This is a genomic window from Pseudomonas sp. NPDC089741, from assembly GCF_044748825.1.
GTDB classification, from domain to species: Bacteria; Pseudomonadota; Gammaproteobacteria; order Pseudomonadales; family Pseudomonadaceae; genus Aquipseudomonas; species Aquipseudomonas helmanticensis.
Genome location: NZ_JBIVGT010000050.1, coordinates 1 through 26,090, shown reverse-complemented (window position 1 = coordinate 26,090; position 26,090 = coordinate 1). Strand labels below are relative to the sequence as shown.

24 protein-coding genes are annotated in these 26,090 nt (G+C 60.1%); 11 read left to right on the top strand and 13 right to left on the bottom strand.

Going from position 1 to position 26,090, the window contains the following annotated elements:
• The 4 genes from trmD to ffh form a co-directional block, all read right to left on the bottom strand.
• Positions 1-698 (bottom strand): tRNA (guanosine(37)-N1)-methyltransferase TrmD (gene trmD, locus ACIPZE_RS27755; RefSeq protein WP_400776588.1); only part of this gene is annotated, 698 nt, incomplete at its 3' end.
• Between the two features lie 44 nt (positions 699-742).
• A complete protein-coding gene (gene rimM, locus ACIPZE_RS27750; RefSeq protein ID WP_129389600.1) occupies positions 743-1,279 on the bottom strand; it encodes a ribosome maturation factor RimM in 537 nt (178 codons plus the stop codon).
• A gap of 5 nt (positions 1,280-1,284) precedes the next feature.
• Complete coding sequence (rpsP, locus tag ACIPZE_RS27745) at positions 1,285-1,536, bottom strand: 30S ribosomal protein S16 (protein WP_003198088.1); 252 nt, start codon at positions 1,534-1,536, stop codon at positions 1,285-1,287.
• A 251-nt stretch (positions 1,537-1,787) separates the two neighbouring features.
• Positions 1,788-3,164, bottom strand: a complete 1,377-nt coding sequence (gene ffh / locus ACIPZE_RS27740; RefSeq protein WP_053117442.1) for a signal recognition particle protein — start codon at positions 3,162-3,164, stop codon at positions 1,788-1,790.
• A 210-nt stretch (positions 3,165-3,374) separates the two neighbouring features.
• Between ffh and ACIPZE_RS27735 the strand changes: the two genes are divergently transcribed.
• From ACIPZE_RS27735 to ACIPZE_RS27725, 3 genes are all read left to right on the top strand, one after another.
• On the top strand, positions 3,375-4,187 hold the full coding sequence (locus ACIPZE_RS27735) for an inner membrane protein YpjD (RefSeq protein WP_034154823.1): 813 nt from the start codon (positions 3,375-3,377) through the stop codon (positions 4,185-4,187).
• 12 nt (positions 4,188-4,199) lie between these two features.
• Positions 4,200-5,441 carry a transporter associated domain-containing protein gene (locus ACIPZE_RS27730; protein ID WP_283437572.1) on the top strand — a complete coding sequence of 414 codons (1,242 nt, stop codon included), beginning with the start codon at positions 4,200-4,202 and terminating at the stop codon, positions 5,439-5,441.
• A 319-nt stretch (positions 5,442-5,760) separates the two neighbouring features.
• Entirely contained in the window at positions 5,761-7,077 is a 1,317-nt protein-coding gene (locus ACIPZE_RS27725) for an MFS transporter (protein WP_400776581.1), read from the top strand.
• An 87-nt stretch (positions 7,078-7,164) separates the two neighbouring features.
• On the opposite strand, the gene purT is transcribed toward ACIPZE_RS27725, so the two are convergent.
• From purT to ACIPZE_RS27700, 5 genes are all read right to left on the bottom strand, one after another.
• Positions 7,165-8,346: a formate-dependent phosphoribosylglycinamide formyltransferase gene (gene purT / locus ACIPZE_RS27720; protein ID WP_016986367.1), complete on the bottom strand. Its 1,182-nt coding sequence runs from the start codon at positions 8,344-8,346 to the stop codon at positions 7,165-7,167.
• A gap of 100 nt (positions 8,347-8,446) precedes the next feature.
• On the bottom strand, positions 8,447-8,914 hold the full coding sequence (locus ACIPZE_RS27715; RefSeq protein ID WP_400776578.1) for a preQ0 transporter: 468 nt from the start codon (positions 8,912-8,914) through the stop codon (positions 8,447-8,449).
• Positions 8,915-9,143: 229 nt separating this feature from the next.
• Entirely contained in the window at positions 9,144-9,353 is a 210-nt protein-coding gene (locus ACIPZE_RS27710; protein ID WP_283437574.1) for a DUF1289 domain-containing protein, read from the bottom strand.
• Positions 9,350-9,874, bottom strand: a complete 525-nt coding sequence (locus ACIPZE_RS27705) for a gamma carbonic anhydrase family protein (RefSeq protein WP_007954617.1) — start codon at positions 9,872-9,874, stop codon at positions 9,350-9,352. Before ACIPZE_RS27705 ends, ACIPZE_RS27710 begins: the two co-directional genes overlap by 4 nt.
• 47 nt (positions 9,875-9,921) lie before the next feature.
• Complete coding sequence (locus ACIPZE_RS27700) at positions 9,922-10,521, bottom strand: CoA pyrophosphatase (RefSeq protein ID WP_129389588.1); 600 nt, start codon at positions 10,519-10,521, stop codon at positions 9,922-9,924.
• A 147-nt stretch (positions 10,522-10,668) separates the two neighbouring features.
• Here ACIPZE_RS27700 and ACIPZE_RS27695 point away from each other — a divergent pair, with 147 nt between their 5' ends.
• From ACIPZE_RS27695 to nagE, 7 genes are all read left to right on the top strand, one after another.
• Positions 10,669-11,223 (top strand): NUDIX hydrolase, encoded by a 555-nt coding sequence (locus tag ACIPZE_RS27695; RefSeq protein ID WP_283437575.1) that lies wholly within the window; start codon positions 10,669-10,671, stop codon positions 11,221-11,223.
• Between the two features lie 73 nt (positions 11,224-11,296).
• Entirely contained in the window at positions 11,297-11,812 is a 516-nt protein-coding gene (locus tag ACIPZE_RS27690) for a murein L,D-transpeptidase family protein (protein ID WP_400776576.1), read from the top strand.
• A 303-nt stretch (positions 11,813-12,115) separates the two neighbouring features.
• Positions 12,116-12,847 (top strand): GntR family transcriptional regulator, encoded by a 732-nt coding sequence (locus tag ACIPZE_RS27685; protein ID WP_008081651.1) that lies wholly within the window; start codon positions 12,116-12,118, stop codon positions 12,845-12,847.
• 31 nt (positions 12,848-12,878) lie between these two features.
• Positions 12,879-13,985: an N-acetylglucosamine-6-phosphate deacetylase gene (gene nagA, locus ACIPZE_RS27680; RefSeq protein WP_283437576.1), complete on the top strand. Its 1,107-nt coding sequence runs from the start codon at positions 12,879-12,881 to the stop codon at positions 13,983-13,985.
• Entirely contained in the window at positions 13,966-14,988 is a 1,023-nt protein-coding gene (locus ACIPZE_RS27675) for an SIS domain-containing protein (protein WP_400776574.1), read from the top strand. The genes nagA and ACIPZE_RS27675 overlap by 20 nt, the downstream gene beginning before the upstream one ends.
• 255 nt (positions 14,989-15,243) lie before the next feature.
• Positions 15,244-17,757 (top strand): phosphoenolpyruvate--protein phosphotransferase, encoded by a 2,514-nt coding sequence (ptsP, locus tag ACIPZE_RS27670; protein ID WP_400776572.1) that lies wholly within the window; start codon positions 15,244-15,246, stop codon positions 17,755-17,757.
• A gap of 23 nt (positions 17,758-17,780) precedes the next feature.
• Positions 17,781-19,496: an N-acetylglucosamine-specific PTS transporter subunit IIBC gene (gene nagE, locus ACIPZE_RS27665; protein ID WP_400776569.1), complete on the top strand. Its 1,716-nt coding sequence runs from the start codon at positions 17,781-17,783 to the stop codon at positions 19,494-19,496.
• 50 nt (positions 19,497-19,546) lie between these two features.
• Here nagE and ACIPZE_RS27660 read toward each other — a convergent pair whose 3' ends face one another.
• Both ACIPZE_RS27660 and ACIPZE_RS27655 read right to left on the bottom strand, forming a co-directional pair.
• Positions 19,547-19,993: a hypothetical protein gene (locus ACIPZE_RS27660; RefSeq protein ID WP_283437580.1), complete on the bottom strand. Its 447-nt coding sequence runs from the start codon at positions 19,991-19,993 to the stop codon at positions 19,547-19,549.
• Between the two features lie 212 nt (positions 19,994-20,205).
• Positions 20,206-20,568, bottom strand: coding sequence for a DUF6124 family protein (locus ACIPZE_RS27655; RefSeq protein ID WP_053117409.1), 363 nt, complete (start codon positions 20,566-20,568; stop codon positions 20,206-20,208).
• A gap of 1,000 nt (positions 20,569-21,568) precedes the next feature.
• Here ACIPZE_RS27655 and ACIPZE_RS27650 point away from each other — a divergent pair.
• Positions 21,569-21,934 carry a hypothetical protein gene (locus ACIPZE_RS27650; RefSeq protein WP_400776565.1) on the top strand — a complete coding sequence of 122 codons (366 nt, stop codon included), beginning with the start codon at positions 21,569-21,571 and terminating at the stop codon, positions 21,932-21,934.
• On the opposite strand, the gene ACIPZE_RS27645 is transcribed toward ACIPZE_RS27650, so the two are convergent.
• Both ACIPZE_RS27645 and purL read right to left on the bottom strand, forming a co-directional pair.
• Positions 21,904-22,215, bottom strand: coding sequence for an NGG1p interacting factor NIF3 (locus ACIPZE_RS27645; RefSeq protein WP_400776585.1), 312 nt, complete (start codon positions 22,213-22,215; stop codon positions 21,904-21,906). The two genes, ACIPZE_RS27650 and ACIPZE_RS27645, sit on opposite strands and share 31 nt — an antisense overlap.
• A gap of 5 nt (positions 22,216-22,220) precedes the next feature.
• A partial coding sequence (gene purL, locus ACIPZE_RS27640) for a phosphoribosylformylglycinamidine synthase (protein ID WP_400776563.1) occupies positions 22,221-26,090 on the bottom strand: 3,870 nt, incomplete at its 5' end.

Genomic DNA, 26,090 nt, shown 5'->3' with positions numbered 1-26,090 from the left:
CGCTCGCGGAGGTCGTCCCCGACCAGCTTCTTCTCGTCTCCAGCACGCGAGCGGCTTTCCAGAAGATCGGCGCGTCGTTCATAGGTCCTACCAAGGGACTGCTGTAAACGCCAACGCCGGATATGCGCGTGGTTGCCACTCAGCAACACGTCGGGTACACGCTGATCCGCATACACCTCAGGTCGGGTGTAGTGCGGGCAATCCAGCAGACCATCCGTAAAGGAATCTTCCTCGGCGGAGTCCGCATGCCCTAAAGCTCCAGGCAGCAGTCGTGTAACCGCATCGATCAGGACCATGGCCGGCAGCTCGCCGCCAGACAGTACATAGTCGCCAATCGACCACTCTTCATCGACATGAGCTTCAATAAAACGCTCGTCAATGCCTTCATAGCGGCCGGCAATCAGGATTAATGCATCCGATTGTGCCAACTCGCGTACCGCCGACTGAGTCAGTTGACGGCCTTGGGGGGACAGGTAAATCACCTTCGCCGCCTCCCCGGCTGCTGCCTTGGCCTGAGCCAGTGCATCTTCCAGGGGCTTGATCTTCATCACCATGCCCGGACCACCGCCAAACGGGCGATCATCCACAGTGTGATGCCGATCCGTCGTGTAATCCCGCGGGTTCCAACAGGTCAGCTGCAAGAGCCCCTGTTTGACCGCTCGACTGGTGATGCCGTAGTCGCCGATGGCGGAAAACATCTCGGGAAACAAACTGATCACTTCTACGCGCAAGTTAGCCACGCTTAGAAGTCCGCGTCCCAATCCACCTTCATCTCGCCCGCGGCCAGATCGACTGCCAACACACATTGGCCCGTATAGGGCAACAAGCGTTCGCGATCATCCAGGCTGCCAGCGCAAGGCTTGACTACCATTACATCATTGGCGCCGGTTTCCAGAAGATGATCGACTTTCCCGAGCAATTGCCCCAGTTGATCGATGACCTTCAGACCTTCCAGCTGGTACCAGTAGTACTCGCCGTCGGTCAATTCAGGGAACAGGTTGCGCGGCACGCAGATCTCATAACCGGCCAGAAGACGAGCTTCTTCACGATCATCGAGACCCTTGAGCTTTGCGACCAGGAACTTGTCGCTCCCGCGTCCACTGACCAGCTCGACCTGTTTGACATTGCCTTCGCGCTTGAGCGTCCAGGTTTTGTACTGCAACAGGTTTTCAGTCGGATCAGTAAAGGAATAAACCTTCACTTCGCCGCGAACGCCATGAACAGAATAAATTTTGCCAATAACGATCAAATCATCGGCAACAGCAGGCGTCGCGTTCATATTGCTCAGGCCGCAGCCTTTGCAGATTCCTTCAGCAACTGAGCAACACGCTCAGAAGGCTGTGCACCAACGCTCAGCCAGTAGGCTACGCGCTCTTGGTTCACGGACAGACGAACTTCCTGACCACGTGCAACAGGGTTGAAGAAACCAACCTGTTCTTTGTGGGAGCCGTCACGCGGGTTACGCGAGTCGGTTACGGTCAGGTGGTAAAACGGGCGCTTTTTGGAGCCGCCAAGGGCAAGACGGATTGTTAGCATGTGAACATCGTTCCTGTAGTCGGTGCTGCAAATCTAAATGCACAGCGGGCATAGGTGCCCGAAAGGCCGCATATTCTAAGGAATATCCGGACTTTTGCAAATGACTTTTTCCGGCGCCTATGGCATGCCGTGCAGATCTGCATATAGAGCCGTCGATGAAAACGGCCGGTCAGCTCCCGCCAAGTGCGGGTTTGCTGTTGATCCTGCGTCCTTGCAGGGTCTGCGCCGGTGCGACGACCGGCGCGGATTCTTTACATTTTCGGCATGCCGCCGCCGGGCAGCATTCCGCCCATGCCGCGCATCATTTTCGCCATTCCGCCTTTGGCGGTGAATTTCTTCATCATCTTCTGCATCTGCTTGTGCTGCTTGATCAAGCGACCGATGTCCTGCACCTGAGTGCCGGAACCCATGGCGATCCGGCGTTTGCGCGAACCGCTGATCAGCTCAGGGTCGCGGCGCTCGGCCGGGGTCATGGAATTGATGATGGCTTCCATCTGCTTGAATTGTTTCTCTGCGGCGTTCTGGGCATTGCCCATTTGCGACAGGTTGACACCGCCGATGCTCGGCAGTTTGTCCATGAGGCCGCCGAGGCCGCCCATGTTCTTCATCTGTTGCAGCTGATCGCGGAAGTCTTCAAGGTCGAAGCCCTTGCCCTTCTTCAGCTTCTTGGCCAGTTTGTCGGCCTTGTCTTTATCGAGGGTCGCTTCGGCCTGTTCGATCAGGCTGAGCACGTCGCCCATGCCGAGAATCCGCGAGGCGATACGCTCAGGGTGGAACGGATCGAGCGCTTCGCTCTTCTCGCCCATACCGATGAACTTGATCGGCTTGCCAGTGATTGCGCGTACCGACAGTGCGGCACCGCCACGGGCGTCGCCGTCGACCTTGGTCAGGATCACACCGGTCAGCGGCAGGGCATCACCGAAGGCCTTGGCCGTGTTGGCGGCGTCCTGACCGGTCATGGCGTCGACCACGAACAAGGTTTCGACCGGGTTGATCGCGGCGTGCAGCGCCTTGATCTCGCCCATCATCTCTTCGTCGATGTGCAGACGACCGGCGGTATCGACGATGACCACGTCGATGAATTTCAGTTTTGCTTCTTTAATAGCGGCTTGCGCGATGTCGACCGGCTTCTGGCTCAGGTCGGACGGGAAGAAGGTCACGCCCACTTCACCGGCGAGCATTTCCAGCTGCTTGATCGCCGCAGGACGGTAAACGTCCGCCGATACGACCATGACCGACTTCTTCTTGCGCTCTTTAAGGAAGCGCGCCAGTTTGCCGGCGGTGGTGGTTTTACCCGCGCCCTGCAGACCGGCCATCAGAATGACGGCTGGCGGTACGGCGCTCAGGTTCAGATCTTCGTTGGCCGCGCCCATCAGGCTTTCGAGTTCGGCCTGGACGATCTTCACGAATGCCTGGCCCGGCGTCAGACTGCGCGACACCTCGGTGCCGACAGCGCGCTCCTTGACCGAATTGACGAAGTCCTTGACCACCGGCAGGGCGACGTCGGCTTCGAGCAACGCCATGCGCACTTCACGCAGGGTGTCTTTGATGTTGTCCTCGGTCAGCTTCGCCTTGCCGGTGACATGGCGCAGCGTCTGCGAGAGACGGTCGGTTAAGTTTTCAAACATTGCGCGATCCTTTCAGGCCCTGTGTAGACCGGGATAATGGCGGCCCAGACCGGAATCAACATGTGCTCGGCGAGCCTGCGGCGTGGGCAGGTCGCGGATTATAGCGAAGACTGCGGCTGGCGGACACCTCGCTGTCAGCTTCCTGAGTCTTTCGTGTCATGGCGGTTCTATGCCAAACTCAGCCCCTTTCGGGCTTGCCTAACAGGATTTATGCTCCCCTTGTCACCCAGTTTGCTGACCACCCTCGCCGCCGCCCTTCTATATGCCGCTGCGACCCTTTATCAGAGCACCCGCCTGGCCACCGGCGCCAAGGCGAACAAGCGCCTGCTGGTTAGCCTCGGCGCGCTCGCCGTCGTGGCCCACGCCGCCAGCCTGCTCACTCACCTGCTGACGCCAATCGGTCTGGGCCTGGACTTCTTCAGCGCCTCGAGCCTGATCGCCGCAGCGGTGATCGCGCTGACGTTGATCGCCTGTTCGCGCATTCCGGTGGAAAACCTGCTGGTGCTGCTGTTCCCGCTGGGCGCGATCACCGTGCTGCTGGCGCAGTTCGCGCCAACCGGTACGGTGCAGATCATCGATGAAGAGCCGGGCATCCTTGCGCACATTCTATTGTCGATCCTCGCCTACGGCATGTTCACCATTGCGGTGTTTCAGGCCTTGTTGCTGCTTGTGCAAGACCACCAGCTCAAGCACAAGCATCCGTCCGGGCTGATCAAGAATTTCCCGCCGCTGCAAACCATGGAAAGCCTGTTGTTCGGTTTCCTCTGGGCCGGCTGGACCCTGCTGTCGCTGTCGCTGATCTCCGGCTGGCTGTTCGTCGAGAACCTGTTCGCACAGCACCTGGTGCACAAGACTTTGCTGGCCTGCCTGGCGTGGATCGTGTTCAGCGTGCTGCTGTGGGGCCGCAACCGTCTCGGCTGGCGCGGCCACAAGGCGATTCGCTGGACCCTCGCCGGTTTCTGCCTGCTGATGTTGGCGTATTTCGGCAGCAAACTGGTTCGTGAATACATCCTGCACATCTGACGGGCGGCATAAATGGACGGTTTGCCCCTAGGGCCGATGCTCGCGGTATTTGTCCTGCTGATTTTATGGTCAGGGCTGTTTACCGCCGTCGAAATCGCGCAGCAGCACCTGCTCGCACAACGCACCGCCTCGCGCGCCAGCGACAAACCGCTGGCGAAGCTGAGCTTCCCGCTTGACAGCCTGATCCTCTGCAACACCTTGTGCCGCGCCCTCGCCGTGGTCATTGCGACCCTGCTGGCGATCTTCCTCTGCGAAGAAAACGGCCCTTGGGCGGCATGTCTGGGTGTCGGCGCGATCCTGCTGGTGTTCGCCGATTACTTCCCGCGCACCGTCGCCCGGCGTTATCCCGATGCCGTGCTGGCCTTCGGCAATTCCCTGCTGGCCGTGCCACTGAAGATCATTTACCCGCTGGCCTGGCTGTTCAGCCGTATCAGCGGCCTGCTGATGCGTCCGTTCGTACGCAAGGCGCAAGTGGTGCAGCAAAGCGAAGACGACGCGCCCTCCGATCGCCACGATGATCCCGAACACCCGGTTCACGCCCACCCGGTTTCCGGCATCCACGCGCTGGACAACATCACGGTCAACGACATTCTGGTACCACGCAGCGATGTCGATGGCATCAACCTCGACGACTCGATCGAAGAGATCATCGAACAACTGCGCCACAACAAACGCACGCGCCTGCCGGTGTTCCACAGCGACATCAACCAGGTCGAAGCCGTGCTCAACACCCGGCAGATCCGTCATCTGCTCAACCACGGTGATTTGACTCGCGAAGCGCTGCTGGCAGCCAGTTACGAACCGTACTTCGTGCCGGAGAGCACGCCACTGCAACTGCAGTTGCTGAACTTCCACAAGCAACAGCGGCGGCTGGGCATGGTTGTCGACGAGTACGGCGAAGTGCTTGGCATCGTCACGCTGGAAGATATTCTTGAAGAAATCGTCGGTGAGTTCGAAAGCGAGCACAGCCTCGACAACCCGCATATTCATCCGCAGGCGGATGGGCGGATGGTGATTGATGGCACTGCTTCGATTCGTGAATTGAACAAGTGCCTGGGTTGGCATCTGCCAAGCGATGGGCCGAAAACCCTGAACGGGTTGGTGACCGAGGCGCTGGAGACGATTCCCGCGAGCGCGGTTTGTTTGAAGATCGGGCGTTATCGGCTGGAGATTCTCGAGACTGAGGAGAACCGGGTGAGCAAGGTGTTGATCTGGCATACCTCCTCTGTGCCTGCTTTGGTGCCTGCCAGGTAAAAGATCAAAGATCAAAAAATCAAAAGATCGCAGCCTTCGGCAGCTCCTACATTTGAAATGCGTTCCCATGTAGGAGCTGCCGAAGGCTGCGATCTTTTTGCTCTTGTTTGATCGTTAGCCCCCTTCCTATAATCGGATCAGCTTACCCAAGCGCCGCCGCGCCTCGTGCTTACCCCGCACACAACAGGTTTCGGCCATTTCCGCTGCACTCCGGCGACTGTTCCTACCTGAAACAGCGACCGCGCCTCATCCCACATCCCTGGGTGTTCGACCATAATAATTCGCTCCAACGGAGCTCATGACTGTCAGGGATCACCGCATGACGACCAGTACCGCTTACAGCGACACCGCGCCTGCCCAACCGACCAACTCCGCCACACGGGTGGCGACGGCGAGTTTTATCGGCACCGCCATCGAGTTCTACGACTTCTATGTCTACGCCACTGCTGCGGCACTGGTGATCGGGCCAGTGTTCTTTCCGCAGACGTCTGGCACTGCGCAGATGCTCTCGGCGTTTCTTACTTTTGGTATCGCTTTTCTGGCCCGGCCCTTGGGCTCGGCACTGTTCGGCCACTTTGGTGACCGCATGGGGCGCAAGTCGACGCTGGTCGCCTCGCTACTGTTGATGGGCGTGTGCACAACGCTGATTGGCGTGCTGCCGGGTTACGCCAGCATTGGCGCCTGGGCGCCGATTCTGTTGTGCGTGCTGCGCTTCGGTCAGGGTTTGGGACTGGGCGGCGAATGGGGCGGTGCTGCCCTGCTGGCCACGGAAAACGCACCGAAAGGCAAACGCGCGTGGTTCGGCATGTTTCCGCAGCTCGGCCCTTCGATTGGTTTTCTCGCGGCCAACGGTTTGTTTCTGACCCTGGCCATGACCCTCGATGACGAGCAATTCCGCAGCTGGGGCTGGCGCATTCCGTTCCTGCTGAGCGCCGTGCTGGTGATGGTTGGCCTGTATGTGCGACTGAAACTGCATGAAACCCCGGTCTTCGCTAACGCCATCGCCCGTCAGGAGCGGGTAAAAATGCCGTTGATCGAGCTGTTCAGCCAGTACTGGGCGCCGACCTTGCTGGGCGCGGCGGCGATGGTGGTGTGTTACGCGCTGTTCTATATCTCGACGGTGTTCTCCCTCAGCTACGGGGTTTCCACGCTCGGTTATAGCCGCGAAACGTTCCTCGGCCTGCTGTGCTTTGCCGTGTTGTTCATGGCGGCCGCCACGCCGTTGTCCGCATGGGCAAGCGACCGTTACGGGCGCAAACCGGTGCTGATCATCGGTGGCGTGCTGGCGATTCTTTCCGGATTTCTGATGGAGCCGTTGCTGACGCAAGGTTCGACGTGGGGCGTGGCGCTGTTTCTGTGCATCGAGCTGTTTTTGATGGGAGTGACGTTCGCGCCGATGGGGGCGCTGTTGCCAGAGCTGTTTCCGACCCACGTGCGTTATACCGGCGCTTCGGCGGCGTATAACCTGGGCGGGATTGTCGGGGCCTCGGCGGCGCCGTTCTTTGCGCAGAAACTGGTGGCGATGGGTGGTTTGAGTTATGTCGGCGGGTATGTGTCGGGGGCGGCGGTGCTGAGTTTGATTGCGGTGTTGTGCTTGAAGGAAACGCGCGATAACGATCTGAATCGGGTGGCCTGACAGACCCCATCGCGGGCAGGCTCACTCCTACAGGGGAACGCATTCCAACTGTAGGAGTGAGCCTGCTCGCGATGGACGCGACTCGGTTTAGAGTTCTACGACAACAGCCTGAGCAGCACGGGTCGCCTTGGCACGCGCAGCCTCGATCGACTCATCCCGCGCCAGCGCCACGCCCATGCGGCGCTGGCCATTCACTTCTGGCTTGCCGAACAAACGCAACGCCGTGTCCGGCTCGCTCAACGCAGCACCCAGATTGGCAAATGCGGTCTGGGTCGACTGCCCTTCCACCAGAATCACTGCCGAAGCCGATGGCCCGAATTGACGGATCAGCGGCACTGGCAGACCCAGAATCGCGCGAGCGTGCAAGGCGAACTGCGACAGATCCTGCGAAATCAGCGTCACCAGGCCGGTGTCATGCGGACGCGGCGAGACTTCGCTGAACCACACCTGATCACCTTTGATGAACAATTCGACGCCAAACAGACCACGACCACCCAGCGCCTCGGTCACGGCTTTGGCAACGCGCTCGGATTCAGCCAGGGCAATCGGGCTCATGGCTTGTGGCTGCCACGATTCCTGATAGTCGCCCTTCTCCTGACGGTGACCAACCGGCGCGCAGAACGTGGTGCCACCGATGTGGCGTACGGTCAGCAGAGTGATTTCGTAGTCGAAATCGATGAAGCCTTCGATGATCACCCGACCTTTGCCGGCGCGACCGCCCTCTTGCGCATAATCCCAGGCTTTCTGCACGTCATCGACGCTGCGCAGCAAGCTCTGGCCTTTGCCCGACGAGCTCATCACCGGTTTGACCACGCATGGGAAACCCAGGTCTTCAACGGCTTTGCTGTAGTCCTCGAAGGTGTCGGCAAAGTGGTACGGCGAGGTCGGCAGATCCAGCTCTTCAGCGGCCAGACGACGGATGCCTTCGCGGTTCATGGTCAGTTGCGCAGCGCGCGCGGTCGGGATCACGGTGAAGCCTTCGGCTTCCAGTTCGACCAGGGTGGCGGTGGCGATGGCTTCGATTTCCGGCACGATGAAGTGCGGCTTCTCGGCTTCGATCACCGCACGCAGGGCGGCGCCGTCGAGCATGTTGATCACGTGGCTGCGATGTGCGACTTGCATGGCCGGCGCGTTGGCGTAGCGGTCAACGGCGATCACTTCAACGCCCAGGCGTTGCAACTCGATCACCACTTCCTTGCCCAACTCACCACAGCCACACAGCAATACGCGGGTCGCGGTTGGCGACAACGGAGTTCCGATACGGGTCATCTCAGGTCCTCAAAGCAGCGGATCATCGAGGAAAGCAACGCCAGACGCGCTTTCCATGGGGAGAAAGCGCGGCATTTTACATGAACCCGAGGCTTTGGCTTCAGCTGGCGACGGCCTGTTTGCGATCACGCCAGGCCATGATCAGCCAGACAGCGGTGACGCCGGCGAATTTCGACAGCAGCGCGGTGATGATCACCGGTGGCGTCAACAGGTCGATCATGCCGAAGAAGATGAAGGTATCGAGGGGAATGCTCAGTGCCGAACTGATCCACAAGCGGTCGCGCAACGGCCGCTTGGTGATGCTGAACACCAGCCAATCGATGATTTCCGACACCGCGAACGCCGTGGCACTGGCCAAAGCAATGGAGGGATCGGAGGTGACGTAAGACAGCACCAGCGCCGCCAGCATCGCCACCAGCGCACCGTGACCGAAACGGGTCTGCACCATGTCGCGCAGTATGAAGACCAGACCGCCCCAGGCCGACCAGATGATGTCCAGGTGCGGCGCGGTGGAGAAGGCGAAGTTGATCAGCACGACGCTGCTGATATAGGCGATGAGGAAAATCATGGGGGCGACCTGGCTGATTGGCGCACAGATTACTGGACCCGCAGATCAAGAGCCACCCCCTCACCCCAGCCCTCTCCCCCATGGGGGCGAGGGGGAAGGGAGCAGATCTCCATGATGTTCATGACCTGAGTTCGACGCGGTATTTTCAGGTCGGCGTGACTCGTCCAAACAACCCGGTCAGTCCCTCTCCCCCTGGGAGAGGGTTAGGGTGAGGGCAATCACATGCCGATCACGACTTCGAAGGGATCATCCACACCAACCCACTCGCCTTCGCCCGCTCATGACACAACCCCAGCACTACCCGGCGCTCGTCATTGTTCATGCGGCTCCAGCGCGTGATCTCTTCCACCGTACGCTGGCAGCCGGTGCAGATATCATCCTCATCCAGCGCACAAATATTCACGCACGGCGAGGCGACCGGTCTTTCGGTGGTAGTCATTCTTCCTGCTCAACCAGATCGCGCGCATAACGCTGGGAGTTATGCACATAGTGGGCGGCGCTGGCTTCGAGCATCTTCTTTTGCGGCTCGGTCAACTCACGCACAACCTTGCCCGGCGAACCCATCACCAGCGAACCATCGGGAATTTCCTTACCTTCACCGATCAGCGAATTGGCGCCGATGATGCAGTTTTTGCCGATCTTCGCACCGTTGAGAATTACCGCGTTGATACCGATCAGGCTGTAATCACCGACCGTGCAGCCATGCAGCATGGCGTTGTGACCGATGGTCACGCCGGTGCCGATGGTTAGCGGGTAGCCCATGTCGGTGTGCATCACGGTGCCGTCCTGCACGTTGCTGTTTTTGCCGATCAGGATCAGTTCGTTATCGCCGCGCAGCACGGCGTTGAACCAGACGTTGGCGCCCTCTTCCAGTTTGACCTTGCCCACCAGCACGGCATTGGGGGCGACCCAGCTCTGTGGATGGGTCTCGACACGGGCGTCGCCCAAGCGGTATTTCATCTTGTTTTCCTCGGGGCTCACGGGGATGGGCCGTTCGAACGACGGCTTCAGGTGTTGATAAAGCTTTTCGGCGGCTGGTGCAGACTGATTTTCGCGTCATAGAGCAGATTGATCAACTCGACGATCATGATCGCCGTCAGCCCCCAGATCTTGAAATCGCCGTAACGATAGCTCGGCACGTACCAGCTGCGACCTTGATAGTCGATGCGATGGGTGTGTTCGCGGGGGTCCTCGCGGAAGAACTCCAGCGGCACAGTGAAGACCGCAGCAATTTCGGCATCGTTGGCGCGGTATTCGACAAAGTCAGGAATAACGCCGACATAAGGCGTGACCTTGATGCCGTGCAGGGAGATCAGCGGGCTGAGCGGGCCGATGATTTCGACGAGGCCGGGCGGCAGGCCGATTTCCTCTTCCGCCTCACGCAGAGCGGTGAAGATCAGATCCGGGTCTTCGGGGTCGCGACGGCCACCGGGGAAAGCCACTTCGCCACCGTGGGTCGAGAGTCCGCTGGCGCGCAGGGTCAGCACCAGCTCAGGCTCGTCACTGCGGGTGATCGGCACCAGAACGGCGGCCTCGGGGAAACGTTTGTCGGTCTCCAGCGTGCGCGGTGTGTGGTTGCTTACCCTATGCAGTAGCTCGTCCAGCATGAGTGTTCTCGATCTGTGCCTTACCCTGCATCATGCACCAATCATTGCAGCCGCCCAAGCCCCCGAATCTCGCCATGTCGCGAAACGACAACTTGCCGACCGACACCGCTGCACGCCAAGATAGGCGCAGCATTCAGGAAGCCCAGCATGAAATTTTGCAGCCACTGCGGTAACCCGGTCACCCAGCGCATTCCCGAAGGCGATTCGCGGCAGCGATTTGTCTGTGACAGCTGTCAGACCATTCACTATCAGAACCCCAATATCGTCGCCGGTTGTGTGCCGACCTGGGGCACGAAAGTCTTGCTCTGCCGTCGCGCCATCGAGCCGCGCCTCGGTTACTGGACGTTGCCCGCCGGGTTCATGGAGAACGGTGAGACCATCGAGCAGGCCGCCGTCCGTGAAACCGCCGAAGAGGCCTGCGCCCGTGTGCGTAACCTGAGCATCTATACGCTGATTGATGTGCCGCACATCAGTCAGGTGCATGTGTTTTTCCGCGCGGAGCTGGTTGATCTGGACTTTGCCGCCGGCCCCGAGAGCCTCGAAGTGCAACTATTCGACGAAGCCGACATTCCCTGGGACGAACTGGCTTTCCGCACGGTGGGGCGTACCTTAGAATGCTTCTTCGCTGATCGGCGGATTGAGGTGTATCCGGTGCGTTCGGAATCGATTCCGCCATTGGTGCAGCCGGTCATTGTTGGTTAGAAGATCAAAAGATCGCAGCCTGCGGCAGCTCCTACACAAAACTTGTCTGCTTCATTCCTGGGGAATCGTTTCAATGCGCTGGTTGCTTGCCCTGTTCTGCCTGTCGTTCGTTTCCGTCTCCCAAGCGTCATTCGTGACCACCGTGACGCCTGCGAATACCCCGCTTATCGAAAAAGTCCTGGTGCTCAAATCGGCTCATCAACTGCAGTTGATCGCCGATGGCAAGCCGCTGAAGAGCTATCGCATTTCCTTGGGCAAGGGCGCGAAAAAAGGTCCGAAGCTGATTGAGGGCGACAAGCGCACGCCGGAAGGTTTCTATTGGATCGACTGGCGCAAGACCAGCGACAAATTCAACCTGTCGATGCACATTTCCTACCCGAACATCAGCGACTCGGCCCGCGCCCGGCGCGAAGGCGTTGAGCCTGGCGGGATGATCATGATCCACGGCACGCCGGATTCCGAAGAAACCCCGGAAGACCTGTTCCACACCCTGGACTGGACGGACGGCTGCGTCGCCATGCGCAACGTCGATATGCGCGAAGTGTGGAGCCTGGTGCCGGATGGCACGATGGTTGAAATCCGCCCTTAACCTGTGGCGACGGCTCATTCAGCCGTTACCGTCGGTCGGCGATAAAAAATAAATCAAAAGATCGCAGCCTGCGGCAGCTCCTACAGAGGTGATACCACTTCCCACTGTAGGAGCTGCCGCAGGCTGCGATCTTTTGCTTTCTACAGCCCACCTTTAATACCACTTCAAACCACACCCGCTACAACCCGCCATTTCATTGGGCTAACGGCCGATTACCCGCGTTGACATGGTATTCAAGTGGTATTAATTTCCGTCTCACAAGCGAGCCACAACAATCCTATACTCGCGCCGGAAATGACCTACATGAACGACCTCCACGCCCTACGTCCAGACGACTCTCAGCCGACGCCGCTGTACTTGCAACTGGCGCGCAATCTGGAAGCGGCGATCCATGCCGGGCAGTGGAAGTCCGAACAGGCGATGCCGTCCGAGCGCAATCTCAGTGAAATGCTCGGTATCTCCCGGGTCACCGCACGCAAGGCGCTGGAGGTCCTCCTCGATCAAGGCCTGATCCGTCGCCTGCAAGGTTCCGGCACCTTCATCACGCCGCGTCTGGAACAACCGCTGTCGCGTCTCTCCGGTTTCAGCGAAATGCTGCGTTTGAAGGGTTTCGTGCCCAGTTCAAAGTGGCTGGAGCGCGAAATCACCCTGCCGACCCACGAAGAACTGATCCGTCTCAGCCTGTCGCCGAACGACAAGGTCGCGCGCATGAAGCGTCTGCGCAAAGCCGATGACACCGTCATGGCGATCGAGATGAGCACCCTGCCCGCATCGATCATGCCCAAGCCGCAACTGGTCGGCGATTCGCTCTATGAATACCTCGACGGCATCGGCAAACCGATCGTGCGCGCCTTGCAGCACATTCAGGCGATCAACGCCTCGGACGAGTTCGCCGCGCTGGTCGGCATCGCCCCCGGCACCGCCATGTTGCTGATGACCCGGGTTGGCTACCTGGAAGACAACACACCGATCGAAGTCACCGACACCTATTGCCGCAACGACTACTACGACTTTGTTGCAGAGCTTCGCCGCTGATCAGCAGCCAAGCCCAAACGAGAGAAGCGAAATGTCCGAAGACAACATCCTCACCGCCAGCGGCTGGGTTCGCGGCCGGCTGATCCACGAACACGGCAAAGTCGTGTCGATCGAAGGCGTGCCTTGCGATCCGGCGAGCAATGAGCTGCCGTATCTGCTGCCGGGCTTCATCGATCTGCACGTCCACGGCGGTGGCGGCAAAGACATCATGGAAGGCGCCAGCGCTTTCGAAACCATTACCAGAACCCACGTGCGTTTTGGTACCACCTCGTTGCTCGCCACCACGATGACCGCGCCGAGTGCCGAGATCTCCAGCGTCCTGAAGGAAGTCGGCGAGTTCTGCGAACAGCGTCCGCAAGGTGCCGCGCGCGTCCTCGGCGTCCACCTCGAAGGCCCGTACATCAATCCCGGCAAACTCGGTGCGCAACCGAACTTCGCGCACACCGCGTTGATGGCCGAAGTCGAAGAGTATCTGGCGCTGGCACCGATCCGCGTGATCACCATCGCCCCGGAAATCGCCGGTCACGACGCGTTGATTCGTGAATTGAGCAGCCGTGGCGTGCGCATGCAGATCGGCCACACCCTCGGCAGTTACGAGGAAGGCGTTGCCGCAATGGCGGCCGGCGCGACCAGTTTCACTCACCTCTACAACGCCATGAGCCCGCTGCATCACCGCGAGCCGGGCATCGTTGGCGCGGCATTGGCCCACGCCAAATTCGCCGAGCTGATCCCCGATTTGCTGCATGTGCATCCCGGCGCGATTCGCGTCGCCCTGCGCTCGATCCCGTGCCTGTATTGCGTGACCGATTCGACCGCTGCCGCCGGCATGCCCGACGGTGAATACAAACTGGGCAGCCACACCGTGACCAAATGCCTGGGCGGCGTACGCCTGCCCGACGGCACCTTGGCCGGCAGCACCCTGACCATGGATCAGGCCCTGCGCAATCTGGTGAAGATCGGTTTGCCGATCGCCGAGGCTTCACAGCGTCTGTCGCAATTTCCCGCCGATTACCTCGGCATCAACGAACGCGGGCGCCTTGCACCAGGCGCCTGGGCCGACTGCGTGCGGTTGGATCGCTCACTCACACTGACCGCTGTCATGGTCGAAGGAGAAGACATTGACTTCAAAAATGCTTGAGGAGGCGCTGTCCTCGTTCGAGGCCGTGCAAGCCCAACTGCAACAGCTCGACCCGCAAATGATCGAGATCGCCGGGCGCCTGCGCCGCCAACCACCGCAAGTGGCGATGACCGTCGCACGCGGCAGCTCCGACCACGCAGCGAGCTATTTCGCCTATCTGACCATGCAGCAATTGGGTGTGCCGGTGGCGTCGTTGCCGATGTCGGTGGTGACCATGCAGCAGGCGCCGTTGAAGGTCAGCGGTCAGGTCGCGTTCGCTTTTTCACAATCGGGGCAGAGCCCGGATCTGGTCAACAGCTTGCGTCTGTTGCGCAAGCGTGGCGCGCTGAGCGTGTCGATGGTCAACGCCGCCGAATCGCCACTGGAAGCAGCGTGTGAGTTCAGCGTGCCACTGCTCGCAGGGACGGAAAGCAGCGTCGCCGCGACCAAGAGTTTCATCGCCACCCTCAGCGCCAGCGCCCGTTTGATCGCGCACTGGAAAGAGGACAGCGAATTGCTCGAGGCCGGCAACGCCCTGCCTGAAGGTTTGCGCGAAGCGGCGAAACAGGACTGGAGCGTGGCCATCGAAGCGTTGCGTGATTGCGAGCGTTTGATGGTCATCGGCCGTGGCGCCGGTTTCGCCATCGCCCAAGAGGCTGCGCTGAAATTCAAGGAAACCTCGGCAATTCAGGCCGAAGCGTTCAGCAGCGCCGAAGTGCGCCACGGCCCGATGGCGCTGATCGATGAACACTATCCGTTGCTGGTCTTCGCCCCTCGCGGCGCCGAACAGGCTGGCCTGCTGAGCCTGGCGGCGGAAATGCGTCAACGCGGCGCCCGCGTGTTGCTGGCCGCGCCGGATGACATCGCCGAGCGCGACCTGACCCTGACCCGCGCCGAACATCCGGCCCTCGATCCGATTCTGGCGATCCAGAGCTTTTACGTGATGGCCGCAGGTCTGGCCGTGGCCCGTGGCATGGACCCGGATCAGCCGCGCCACCTGAGCAAAGTGACCCGCACGCACTAACAGTTGATCGATGCCCGACCCGATCGGCGAACACAAAACCGCTGATTGATGCACAACCCTATCGGCGGACGCAAAAACCACCGATGGATGCACAACCCCTGTCGGCGCACGCAAAACCGTCGATTGATGCACGACTCTGTAGGAGCTGCCGCAGGCTGCGATCTTTTGATTTTGATTCACAAAAAACAGGATCAAAAGATCGCAGCCTGCGGCAGCTCCTACAGGGATCAGCGAAATTACTGATGAGACCGAGCCATGCACAACAACAATAAAGAGCTGACCCTCAGCGCCCCGCTCAGCGGCCCGGTGCTCACGCTCGCCAAAGTCCCGGACGCGGTGTTCGCCAGCGGCGCCATGGGCGACGGCATTGCCATCGACCCGATCAACGACACCCTGTACTCGCCGTGCGCCGGGGTGATCATTCACGTCGCGCGCACCGGCCACGCACTCACTGTGCGCGCCGATAACGGTGCGGAGATTCTTCTGCACTTGGGCCTGGATACCGTTGAACTGAACGGCGAAGGCTTCTCGATGCTGGTCAAGGAAGGTGGCCGCGTGACCAAGGGCCAGCCGTTGTTGCGCTACGACCTGGACAAGGTTGGCCAGCAGTGCAAAAGCCTCGTCAGCCTGTTGATCCTGACCAACAGCGAGGATTTTCAGGTACGCCCGATCACGCTGAAAGCGGTGAAGGTTGGCGAGCCGTTGTTGCACATTGTTGCGCGCAACAGCGTGGCGGCGAATGTCGCGGAAGTCGGCGGACCAGAGGTTCATGGTCATGTGTTGGTGGCGCATCGCGGCGGTTTGCACGCACGCCCGGCAGCGCTGATTCGGCAGACCGCGCAAGGTTTCAAGAGCCAGTCGCAACTGCACTTCGCCGGTAAATCGGCGCCGTGCAACAGCCTGATCGGTTTGATGGGCTTGGCAGTTGGCGAGCAGGATGAAGTGCAGGTCAGCTGTCAGGGGCCGGACGCTGAAGCGGCGCTGCAAGCGTTGCTCACGGCACTGGCCACGGCGTTGCCGGAGGATCATCACGCGGCGGCGCCGACCCACATTGCCCCTCTCAAGCGCCCGGCCGAAGCCGGTGTGCTGCACGGGGTATGCGCTGCGCCAGGTTTCGTCGGTGGGCCGCTGTTTCGCTTGAACGCGATCAGTCTGCCGGTGGATGCGGGCAATCACGATCCGCGGCAACAACAGCAGGTGCTTGAGGTTGCACTGCAACAGGTCAGCAGCGAAATCGACGGTACCCTCGCCCAAGCGAAAAAGCACAAAAATGCCGATGAAGAAGCAATCTTTGCCGCGCACCTGGCGTTGCTCGAAGACCCGGCCCTGCTCGATGCCGCACAGCAATCCATCGAGCAAGGCACTGCGGCGACTCACGCCTGGAGCCAGTCGATTGATGTGCAGTGCGATGTGCTGCAACACACCGGCAGCGCGCTGCTGGCTGAGCGCGCCAATGATCTGCGCGACCTCAAACAACGCGTGTTACGCGCGTTGCTCGGCGAAGCATGGAATTACGACGTACCGGCCGGCGCCATTGTTGCCGCACATGAACTGACGCCTTCGGATCTTCTGCAACTCAGCGCGCAAGGTGTCGCCGGGTTGTGCATGGCCGAGGGTGGCGCGACGTCGCACGTGGCGATTCTCGCGCGCGGTAAAGGTCTGCCGTGCATGGTGGCGTTGGGTTCGGCATTGCTTGACCAGCCGCAAGGCCAATCGGTGGTGCTCGATGCCGATGGCGGTCGTCTGGAACTGACGCCAAACGCTGGGCGCTTGGCTGAAGTCAAGCAGGCGCAAATTGAACGCCAGCAACGTCGCGACGCGCAGCAGGCCAAAGCTCACTTACCGGCCGAAACGCGAAATGGCGTGCACATCGAAGTCGTCGCCAACGTCGCCTCCAGCAAAGAAGCGGCAGATGCCTTTACCAATGGTGCCGATGGCGTCGGCCTGCTGCGAACCGAGTTTTTGTTCGTAGATCGCCAGACCGCTCCGGACGTCGAAGAACAGCGCAGCGCTTACCAGGCAGTGATTGATGCGATGGGCGACAAGTCGGTGATCATCCGCACCATCGACGTCGGCGGCGACAAGCAACTCGACTATCTGCCGCTGCCCATCGAAGCCAACCCGGTGCTCGGCCTGCGCGGTATTCGTCTGGCTCAGGCCCGCCCGGAAATCCTCGATCAGCAACTGCGTGCGCTGCTGCAAGTCAGCCCGCTGCGCCGCTGCCGGATCCTGCTGCCGATGGTCACCGAAGTCGACGAACTGCTGCATATCCGCCAGCGCGTCGATGCCCTGTGTCTGGAACTCGGCATCAGCCAGCGCCCGGAAATCGGCGTGATGATCGAAGTCCCCGCCGCTGCGCTGCAAGCCGAACAACTGGCCGAACACGCCGACTTTCTCTCGATCGGCACCAACGATTTGTCGCAATACACCTTGGCCATGGATCGCGATCACGCAGGTCTGGCCGCCCGCGTCGACGCCCTGCACCCGGCGCTGCTGCGCCTGATCGCCATGACCTGCGAGGGTGCGGCGGTGCACAAGCGTTGGGTCGGCGTCTGCGGCGCCCTCGCCTCTGATCCGCTGGCAACCCCCGTATTGATCGGTCTGGGCGTTACCGAACTGTCGGTCAGCCCGGTGCAGATCGGTGAAATCAAGGATCGCGTGCGCCAGGTGCACGAAGCCGAATGCCAGCGCCTCAGCCGTGACCTGCTCAAGCTGAGCAGCGCCGCTGCCGTGCGTCACGCCTGCCATCAACATTGGCCTCTGCGCTAACAAAAACAACAAGGACAAACGCCATGTATCAACTCTTCATCGAAGGCTTGCAACGCCTCGGCCGCGCGCTGATGCTGCCGATCGCGATCCTGCCGATTGCCGGCCTGCTGCTGCGTCTGGGTGACACCGACCTGCTGAACATCGCGATCATTCACGATGCCGGCCAGGTGATCTTCGCCAACCTGGCGATGATCTTCGCCATCGGCATCGCCGTCGGTTTCGCCAAAGACAACAACGGCACCGCCGGCCTCGCCGGGGTAATCGGTTATCTGGTGATGATCTCCACACTGAAGGTGCTCGACGCGAGCATCAACATGGGCATGCTCGCCGGGATCGTCAGCGGCCTGATGGCCGGCGCGCTGTACAACCGCTTCAAGGACATCAAGCTGCCGGAGTATCTGGCGTTCTTTGGTGGCCGGCGCTTTGTGCCGATTGTCACCGGGTTCGCAGCGGTCGGTCTGGGCGTGGTGTTCGGCTACATCTGGCCGCCAATCCAGCACGGCATCAACAGCTTCGGCGCGCTGATGATGGAAAGCGGCAGCATCGGCGCGTTCGTGTTTGGCGTGTTCAACCGCCTGCTGATCGTCACCGGCCTGCACCACATCCTCAACAACATGGCTTGGTTTGTGTTTGGCAACTTCACCGATCCAACCACAGGCGCTCTGGTGACCGGCGACCTGTCGCGCTACTTCGCCGGCGATCCGAAGGGCGGCCAGTTCATGACCGGCATGTTCCCCATGATGATCTTCGGCCTGCCGGCAGCATGCCTGGCGATGTACCGCAACGCCCTGCCGGAACGCCGCAAGGTCATGGGCGGGATTTTCCTGTCGATGGCGCTGACTTCGTTCTTGACCGGGGTGACTGAGCCGATTGAATTCGCCTTCATGTTTTTGGCACCGTTGTTGTACCTGCTGCATGCGCTACTGACTGGATTGTCGATGGCGATTACCAATGCCTTGAACATCCATTTGGGCTTCACCTTCTCCGGCGGCTTTATCGACATGATTCTCGGCTGGGGCAAGTCCACCAATGGTTGGCTGGTGTTCCCGGTTGGGTTGGCTTACGCGGTGATCTACTACTTCGTCTTCGACTTCTGCATTCGTCGCTTCAATCTGAAAACGCCGGGGCGTGAGGATGTGGCTGTTAGTGAAAAAGCCGTACTGACTGAAAACGAACGGGCCAGTGCTTACATCAAGGCATTGGGCGGTGCGGATAATTTGGTCACCGTTGGCGCCTGCACTACGCGGTTGCGACTGGAGATGGTTGATCGCAACAAAGCGTCTGATGCTGATTTGAAAGCGCTGGGTGCGATGGCGGTGGTGCGTCCGGGAAAAGGTGGCAGTTTGCAGGTGGTTGTCGGGCCGATGGCGGACAGCATTGCCGATGAGATTCGCTTGGCGATGCCGGCGCTGGGGCGTGCGGTTTTGGTTGAAAGCGCTGCTGTCGCTGATGAGCCGAAAGTCGTGGCCGTTGCCGGTTCCGAGGCGCAGCAATGGCTGAATGCGCTGGGCGGTGGCGACAATGTGCTGCAACTGGATTGCATTGCGATGACGCGGATTCGCCTGCAATTGGCGGATGGCAAGGCGTTGTCCGAGGCGCAGTTGAAGGATCTGGGGTGTCACGGTGTCAGCCAGTTGGATGGCGGGGTCTGGCATTTGCTGGTGGGTGATAAAGCAGCGAGTTTGAGCGGGGCACTGGAAAGCCTGGTGAATCGTAGCGAAGTTAGCGTGAAGGTTTAATCGAAACAAAAAACCGGCTTAGGCCGGTTTTTGTTGCCGATGGATTCGGCTCAGGATGAATGCTGTTCCGCTTGGTAATGGCGGGTCTGAAATGGCATCAGCGTTTGAACCTTCAATCCAAGACTTTCTGCTAACCCCCAAGAGACCGCCAATTCATCTTTGCGATTGCGTAATGAAGCCTTTGTTTGAGGCGCGACATCCTGCTTCGGTGTCGAGTGTGCGAAAAGCTCCAGCGCATGAAGAGTTTCCAATACGCGGGTATCCGAGACACACGAGAAACGCGTAAATCGCTCCAACAGGTAGGCGGCGCGGCGACGTTCAATGTCATCGCTATGATGTTTCAGAAAGGCCTTCACCTCGCTTTCAACATTTGAATCCGAGTACCAGACTTCTTTCGCAGCATTCACGAGTGCAACGTCATCGGCCTGATTCAGAGGGCTTCTAACGAGGGTGTCCAACGCGGATGAGAGGACGTGAGCGTCATTCACCTTCGGCATCTGCTTTCTCCAGATAGTCTTGCAGCTTAGTCAGAAGAGCTTCGCGAGCAAGCTCGCTCCCACAGTTTTAGTTGTGTTGAGGCTTCGAGAACCGGTTGACTTTCAGGCCGTCATCGCTGGCAAGTCAGGCTCCCACAGGTTCTTCACTGTTCTCAAAATCGTGCACGACCTTGTGGGAGCCGGCCTGCTGGCGATGAACGATGACGCGGTCGTCAGGTTTGTGGATCGACTCGATCCAGTGCCCGGTTTACTGCGAGTTCGGCGAGCATGATGATTTGCTGGATGGCCAGTGCGGTGCTGCGTTGCAAGCCGCCTAGTTCGGTTGCGAAGTTGCTGGCCATGGCGTTTGCTGAGGCCAACGATTCACAGGCGTGGGCGAGCAGGCTTTCGGTGTCGACGCTGGGGTGGACGAGGAACATCGTGCTCGGTTGTCGGGGTTTGGCGGGTTCGGGGCTGAGGTAGAAATCGAGAGCGCGTTTGATGGCTTCGCGGTTTTTTGCCAAGTCTTCGGCGCGGATGGCGGCTTCGAGTGGGGTGGTGGTTTCGGGGGGTGGATCGGGGATCAGTTTGTCCATCGAACAAGTCCTTTGAGTGTTGCAGCCACTTGCTCTCGATCTCACTCGAAGAAGGGTGGCAGCCATGTACGGAGTGAGATTACCGGTAAGGACCCCAAATCCGGCCGGACCGAAGTCCGCCCGCACATAGCCGCCATAAGGACCTGCTGACAGCGTGAGCTGGCCGCAATTATGGGGGCACTTGTCTGGGGATCCAAATCGGGTATCTCACCTCCCGGTCGCTGAATTGGCAGCGACAGGCAAAGACTAGAGAGCGCACGTCCGACGGACAACCTGAAAACCTTGTGGGAAGGTTCTGCTATTTCTACACATATCCAAACAGACCAAAGCAAACCCTCACCCTAGCCCTCTCCCAGAGGGAGAGGGGACTGACCGAGGTGTTTGGTGGATGTACGCCGACGTGAAATACCGAGTCGAATTCAGGTCCTGAAACAGATCAAAAGCCCCTCACTCGCCCCTCCCCCAGAGGGAGAGGGAACTGACCGAGGTGTTTGGTGGATGTACGCCGACGTGAAATACCGAGTCGAATTCAGGTCCTGAAACAGATCAAAAGCCTTTCACTCGCCCCTCCCCCAGAGGGAGAGGGGACTGACCGAGGTGTTTGGTGGGTGTACGCCGACGTGAAATACCGAGTCGAATTCAGGTCCTGAAACAGATCAAAAGCCCCTCACTCTCCCCTCTCCCAGAGGGAGAGGAGACTGACCGAGGTGTTTGGTGGATGTACGCCGACGTGAAATACCGAGTCGAATTCAGATCCTGAAAAGCCCACAAATCGGCTCCCTCTCCCCTGGGAGAGGGCTGGGCGGGCGGCGTTCCGATGAGGGGCAGCTCCAACACAAATCAAAAGTCGAACCCCGGGCTCCTCACCACTCTAGGCCGAGTGTCAGCTCGCCTGCTCTTGATCTTGATCCACCGGCCCCGTCGGCAGGCTGAGTGGAGGGATTTATCCGGGAGTGGGAGCGCAGCGACCGTTTGGCGCAGCCAAATGCATCGAGAGGAGGTGCAGCGAAGCAAACCGGAGGCGATGCGCCCGGATGAATTCCGGAGCGAAGGAACCCCGAGCTTTAGCGAGTGGGCCGAACGTTGGGGCAAGCCTTTTTGGTTACTTTTGAGGCGTTTGTCAAAAGTGACCCGCCGTAAGGGCGGAACCCTGAGAAGCCGTTACCGCAGCAATGGATATGTACTCGGTCAGTCAGAACATTATTGCCTGAGCCGGCACCTTCGCGAGCAGGCTCGCTCCCACATTAAAAACACCATCGCGCAAAAAATCGGGGGCAACAAAAAACCCGCAGACAGTCACTCATCTGCGGGTTTCCTGTTTCAGCAGCAAAAAGATCAGAAATCTTCCAGCCGCCACACCTCATAAGCCGGCGTCTCATAGGGATGGCTCAACTTGAGCGCCGCCACTACAGCAACGATCAACTCATCCGCCACCACCAGCTCAACCTTCCATTCCTCGACCCGCTCAACCTGCCCCGCCTCGCCAATAAACGGCTGACTGCCGTCCAAAGGTCGAAACTGGCCAGACCCAAGCACCTGCCACGCACAGTGGTCATAGTCACCGATCCGCCCACCACCCGCAGCGAACACAGCCCCTTTGACTACCTCGACATGACTTTCAGGAACAAAAAACGCCAGCTTGTACACAGGCCTTAGTTCACCCATACGCGCGCGTTACGGAACATACGCATCCAAGGAGCATCTTCGTTCCAGTCTTCCGAACGCCACGAGTTCTGCACGGCACGGAACACACGCTCCGGGTGCGGCATCATGATCGTCACGCGGCCGTCACGGCTGGTGAGACCGGTAATCCCGCGCGGCGAACCGTTCGGGTTGGCCGGATAACGCTCGGTGACCTTGCCGCTGTTGTCGACGAAACGCATCGCCACGCAACCGGACAGATCGGCTTCCAGCAGTGCCTCTTCGCTGGAGAACTCGGCGTGACCTTCACCGTGAGCAATGGCGATCGGCATACGCGAACCGGCCATGCCCTGCAGGAAGATCGAGTTCGATTCCTGGATCTGCACCATCGCCACACGCGCTTCGAACTGTTCGGAGCGGTTGCGCACAAAGTGCGGCCAGAACTCGCTGCCCGGGATCAGCTCGTGCAGGTTGGACATCATCTGGCAACCGTTGCACACGCCGAGGGTGAAGCTGTCGTTACGCTCGAAGAAACCCTGGAACGCATCGCGGGCTCGGCTGTTGAACAGGGCCGACTTGGCCCAGCCTTCACCGGCGCCGAGCACGTCGCCGTAGGAGAAACCACCGCATGCCACCAGACCTTTGAACTCGTTCAGGTCGACACGGCCAGCGAGAATGTCGCTCATGTGCACGTCGATCGCGTTGAAACCGGCGCGGTCGAACGCCGCCGCCATTTCCACCTGACCGTTGACGCCCTGCTCACGCAGCACGGCAACCTGTGGACGAATGCCCTTCTTGATGTAAGGCGCGGCGATGTCCTGGTTGACGTCGTAGCTGAGCTTGACGCTCAGGCCCGGGTTGTCTTCTTCCAGCAGCACGTCGAACTCTTGTTCGGCGCAATCGGCGTTGTCGCGCAGACGCTGGATCTGGTAGCTGGTTTCAGCCCAGGTACGTTGCAGCAGACGACGCTGGCCTTCGAACACGGTGTCACCGTTGAAGGTGATGTTGATCTGGCCATTGTTGATCGGCTGACCGATCACAGAAACGCAGTCGCCCAGACCGGCCGCGCTGAATTGCGCGAGGATGTCTGGCGTGGCGTCCTGGCGAACCTGGATCACTGCACCCAGTTCTTCGTTGAACAGGATGGCGGCGATGTCGGCGGTGGTTTCAGCCAGACCATCAAGGTTCAGGCTCAGACCGCAATGACCGGCGAAGGCCATTTCCACCACGGAGGTCAGCAGACCACCGTCGGAACGGTCGTGGTAAGCCAGCAGGTGACCGTCGGCGTTCAAGCCCTGGATCACCGCGAAGAAGGCTTTCAGGTCTTCGGCGTCGTCGACGTCCGGCGCGTGTTTGCCGAGCTTGCCGTGTGTCTGAGCAAGGATCGAAGCACCCATACGGTTCTGACCACGACCGAGGTCGATCAGGATCAGGTCGGTGGTGCCCTTGTCCATGCGCAGTTCCGGGGTCAGGGTCTGACGGATGTCAGCCACTGGCGCGAAACCGGTCACGATCAGCGACATCGGCGAGGTCACGGTTTTTTCTTCGCCGTTATCGTTCCAGCGAGTGGCCATGGACATCGAGTCCTTGCCCACCGGAATGGTGATGCCCAGCTCAGGACACAATTCCATACCGACCGCTTTCACGGTGTCGTATAGACGCGCGTCTTCGCCCGGGTGGCCGGCAGCGGACATCCAGTTCGCCGACAGTTTGATGTCGGAGATCTTGTTGATGCGCGACGCGGCGATGTTGGTCAGGGTTTCGCCGATGGCCATGCGGCCCGACGCCGGAGCGTCCAGCAGAGCCAGCGGAGTACGCTCGCCCATCGCCATCGCTTCACCGGTGTAAACGTCGAAGCTGGTGGCGGTGACGGCAACGTCGGCCACCGGAACCTGCCACGGGCCGACCATTTGGTCACGGGCCACGAGGCCGGTGATCGTGCGGTCGCCGATGGTGATCAGAAAGCTTTTGCTCGCCACGGCCGGGTGATGCAGCACGCGTTCGATGGACTCGCTGATGTCGAGGTTCGACGGATCGAAGTCATCGCCCATTTCAGCTTCGCGAACCACCGAGCGGTGCATGCGCGGGGCTTTGCCCAGCAACACTTCCAGTGGCATGTCCACCGGGTTGTTGCCGAAGTGGCTGTCGGTCACGGTAAGTTGCGGTTCAGCGGTGGCTTCACCGACAACGGCAAACGGGCAGCGCTCGCGTTCACAGATCGCCTGGAAGCGCGCGAAGTCTTCAGGGCCAACGGCCAGCACGTAACGTTCCTGGGATTCGTTGGACCAGATTTCGTGCGGGGCCATGCCCGGCTCGTCGTTAGGAATGTTGCGCAGTTCGAAACGGCCACCGCGGTCGCCGTCGTTGACCAGTTCCGGGAAGGCGTTGGACAGACCGCCCGCGCCAACGTCGTGGATGAAGCTGATCGGGTTCTTTTCACCCAGTTGCCAGCAACGGTCGATGACTTCCTGGCAACGACGCTCCATTTCAGGGTTTTCACGCTGCACGGAAGCGAAGTCGAGATCCGCCGAGCTGGTACCGGTGGCCATCGAGGAAGCGGCACCGCCGCCCAGACCGATGAGCATCGCCGGGCCGCCGAGGACGATCAGCTTGGAGCCGACCAGGATCTCGCCTTTCTTGACGTGTTCTTCGCGGATGTTGCCCATGCCGCCGGCCAACATGATCGGCTTGTGGTAACCACGAACTTCGTCACCGTGCGGGGTGGTGATCGACTGTTCGAAGGTACGGAAGTAGCCGGTCAGGGCCGGACGACCGAATTCGTTGTTGAACGCAGCGCCGCCGAGCGGGCCTTCGATCATGATGTCCAGCGCGGTGACGATGCGCTCAGGCTTGCCGTACGGCACTTCCCACGGCTGTTCGAAGCCGGGGATCTGCAGGTTCGACACGGTGAAACCGGTGAGGCCAGCCTTTGGCTTGGCACCACGACCGGTTGCACCTTCGTCACGGATCTCGCCGCCGGAACCGGTCGATGCGCCCGGGAACGGGGCGATCGCGGTCGGGTGGTTGTGGGTTTCAACCTTCATCAGGATGTGCACCGGCTCCTGCACCGCACCGTACTGGCGGGTTTCGGGGTTCGGGAAGAAACGGCCGGCAACGTTGCCGACGATCACCGAGGCGTTGTCCTTATAAGCCGACAGAACGCCTTCGCTGTGCATCACGTAGGTGTTCTTGATCATGCCGAACAGGCTTTTTTCCTGGTTCTCACCATCAATATCCCAACTGGCGTTGAAGATCTTGTGGCGGCAGTGTTCGGAGTTGGCCTGGGCAAACATCATCAGTTCGATGTCGTGCGGGTTGCGCTTCAAACCGTTGAAGGCGTCGACCAGATAGTCGATTTCGTCTTCGGCCAGGGCCAGGCCCAGCTCGGTGTTGGCTTTTTCCAGCGCAGCGCGACCGCCACCGAGGATGTCGATGGCCGTCAGCGGCTTCGGCTCGGCGTGGCTGAACAGACCGGCGGCCTGTTCGAGGTTGGCCAGCACGATCTGCGTCATGCGGTCATGCAGCACGTCGGCGATCTGCTGGGCTTCGGCTTCACTGAACTGACCGGCCACGTAGAAGGCGATACCGCGCTCCAGACGCTGGATCTTGCTCAGGCCGCAGTTGCGGGCGATGTCGCTGGCCTTGCTCGACCATGGCGAGATGGTGCCGAAACGCGGCAACACCAGAAACAGACGACCGGTCGGCTCTTGTACCGGAACGCTTGGGCCGTACTTCAGAAGGCGCGCTAGCACCTGCTGTTCGTCGCCGGTCAGGACGCCGGTGACTTCGGCGAAGTGAGCGAATTCAGCATACAGGCCACTGACAGCTGGAACCTTCTGGCTCAGTTGCTCAAGGAGTTTGCTGTGGCGAAAGGCAGAAAG

Bases quoted from the DNA above. Each gene is read 5' to 3' on its own strand.
- rimM (WP_129389600.1), bottom strand. From the start codon at position 1,279: ATGAACGCGACGCCTGCTGTTGCCGATGATTTGATCGTTATTGGCAAA.
- ptsP (WP_400776572.1), top strand. From the start codon at position 15,244: ATGCACAACAACAATAAAGAGCTGACCCTCAGCGCCCCGCTCAGCGGC.
- ACIPZE_RS27735 (WP_034154823.1), top strand. From the start codon at position 3,375: ATGCTCCCCTTGTCACCCAGTTTGCTGACCACCCTCGCCGCCGCCCTT.
- purT (WP_016986367.1), bottom strand. From the start codon at position 8,346: ATGACCCGTATCGGAACTCCGTTGTCGCCAACCGCGACCCGCGTATTG.
- ACIPZE_RS27695 (WP_283437575.1), top strand. From the start codon at position 10,669: ATGAAATTTTGCAGCCACTGCGGTAACCCGGTCACCCAGCGCATTCCC.
- ACIPZE_RS27725 (WP_400776581.1), top strand. From the start codon at position 5,761: ATGACGACCAGTACCGCTTACAGCGACACCGCGCCTGCCCAACCGACC.
- ACIPZE_RS27700 (WP_129389588.1), bottom strand. From the start codon at position 10,521: ATGCTGGACGAGCTACTGCATAGGGTAAGCAACCACACACCGCGCACG.
- nagE (WP_400776569.1), top strand. From the start codon at position 17,781: ATGTATCAACTCTTCATCGAAGGCTTGCAACGCCTCGGCCGCGCGCTG.
- ACIPZE_RS27710 (WP_283437574.1), bottom strand. From the start codon at position 9,353: ATGACTACCACCGAAAGACCGGTCGCCTCGCCGTGCGTGAATATTTGT.
- ACIPZE_RS27685 (WP_008081651.1), top strand. From the start codon at position 12,116: ATGAACGACCTCCACGCCCTACGTCCAGACGACTCTCAGCCGACGCCG.
- rpsP (WP_003198088.1), bottom strand. From the start codon at position 1,536: ATGCTAACAATCCGTCTTGCCCTTGGCGGCTCCAAAAAGCGCCCGTTT.
- ACIPZE_RS27655 (WP_053117409.1), bottom strand. From the start codon at position 20,568: ATGGACAAACTGATCCCCGATCCACCCCCCGAAACCACCACCCCACTC.
- ffh (WP_053117442.1), bottom strand. From the start codon at position 3,164: ATGTTTGAAAACTTAACCGACCGTCTCTCGCAGACGCTGCGCCATGTC.
- nagA (WP_283437576.1), top strand. From the start codon at position 12,879: ATGTCCGAAGACAACATCCTCACCGCCAGCGGCTGGGTTCGCGGCCGG.
- ACIPZE_RS27660 (WP_283437580.1), bottom strand. From the start codon at position 19,993: ATGCCGAAGGTGAATGACGCTCACGTCCTCTCATCCGCGTTGGACACC.
- ACIPZE_RS27690 (WP_400776576.1), top strand. From the start codon at position 11,297: ATGCGCTGGTTGCTTGCCCTGTTCTGCCTGTCGTTCGTTTCCGTCTCC.
- ACIPZE_RS27705 (WP_007954617.1), bottom strand. From the start codon at position 9,874: ATGAAATACCGCTTGGGCGACGCCCGTGTCGAGACCCATCCACAGAGC.
- ACIPZE_RS27715 (WP_400776578.1), bottom strand. From the start codon at position 8,914: ATGATTTTCCTCATCGCCTATATCAGCAGCGTCGTGCTGATCAACTTC.
- ACIPZE_RS27730 (WP_283437572.1), top strand. From the start codon at position 4,200: ATGGACGGTTTGCCCCTAGGGCCGATGCTCGCGGTATTTGTCCTGCTG.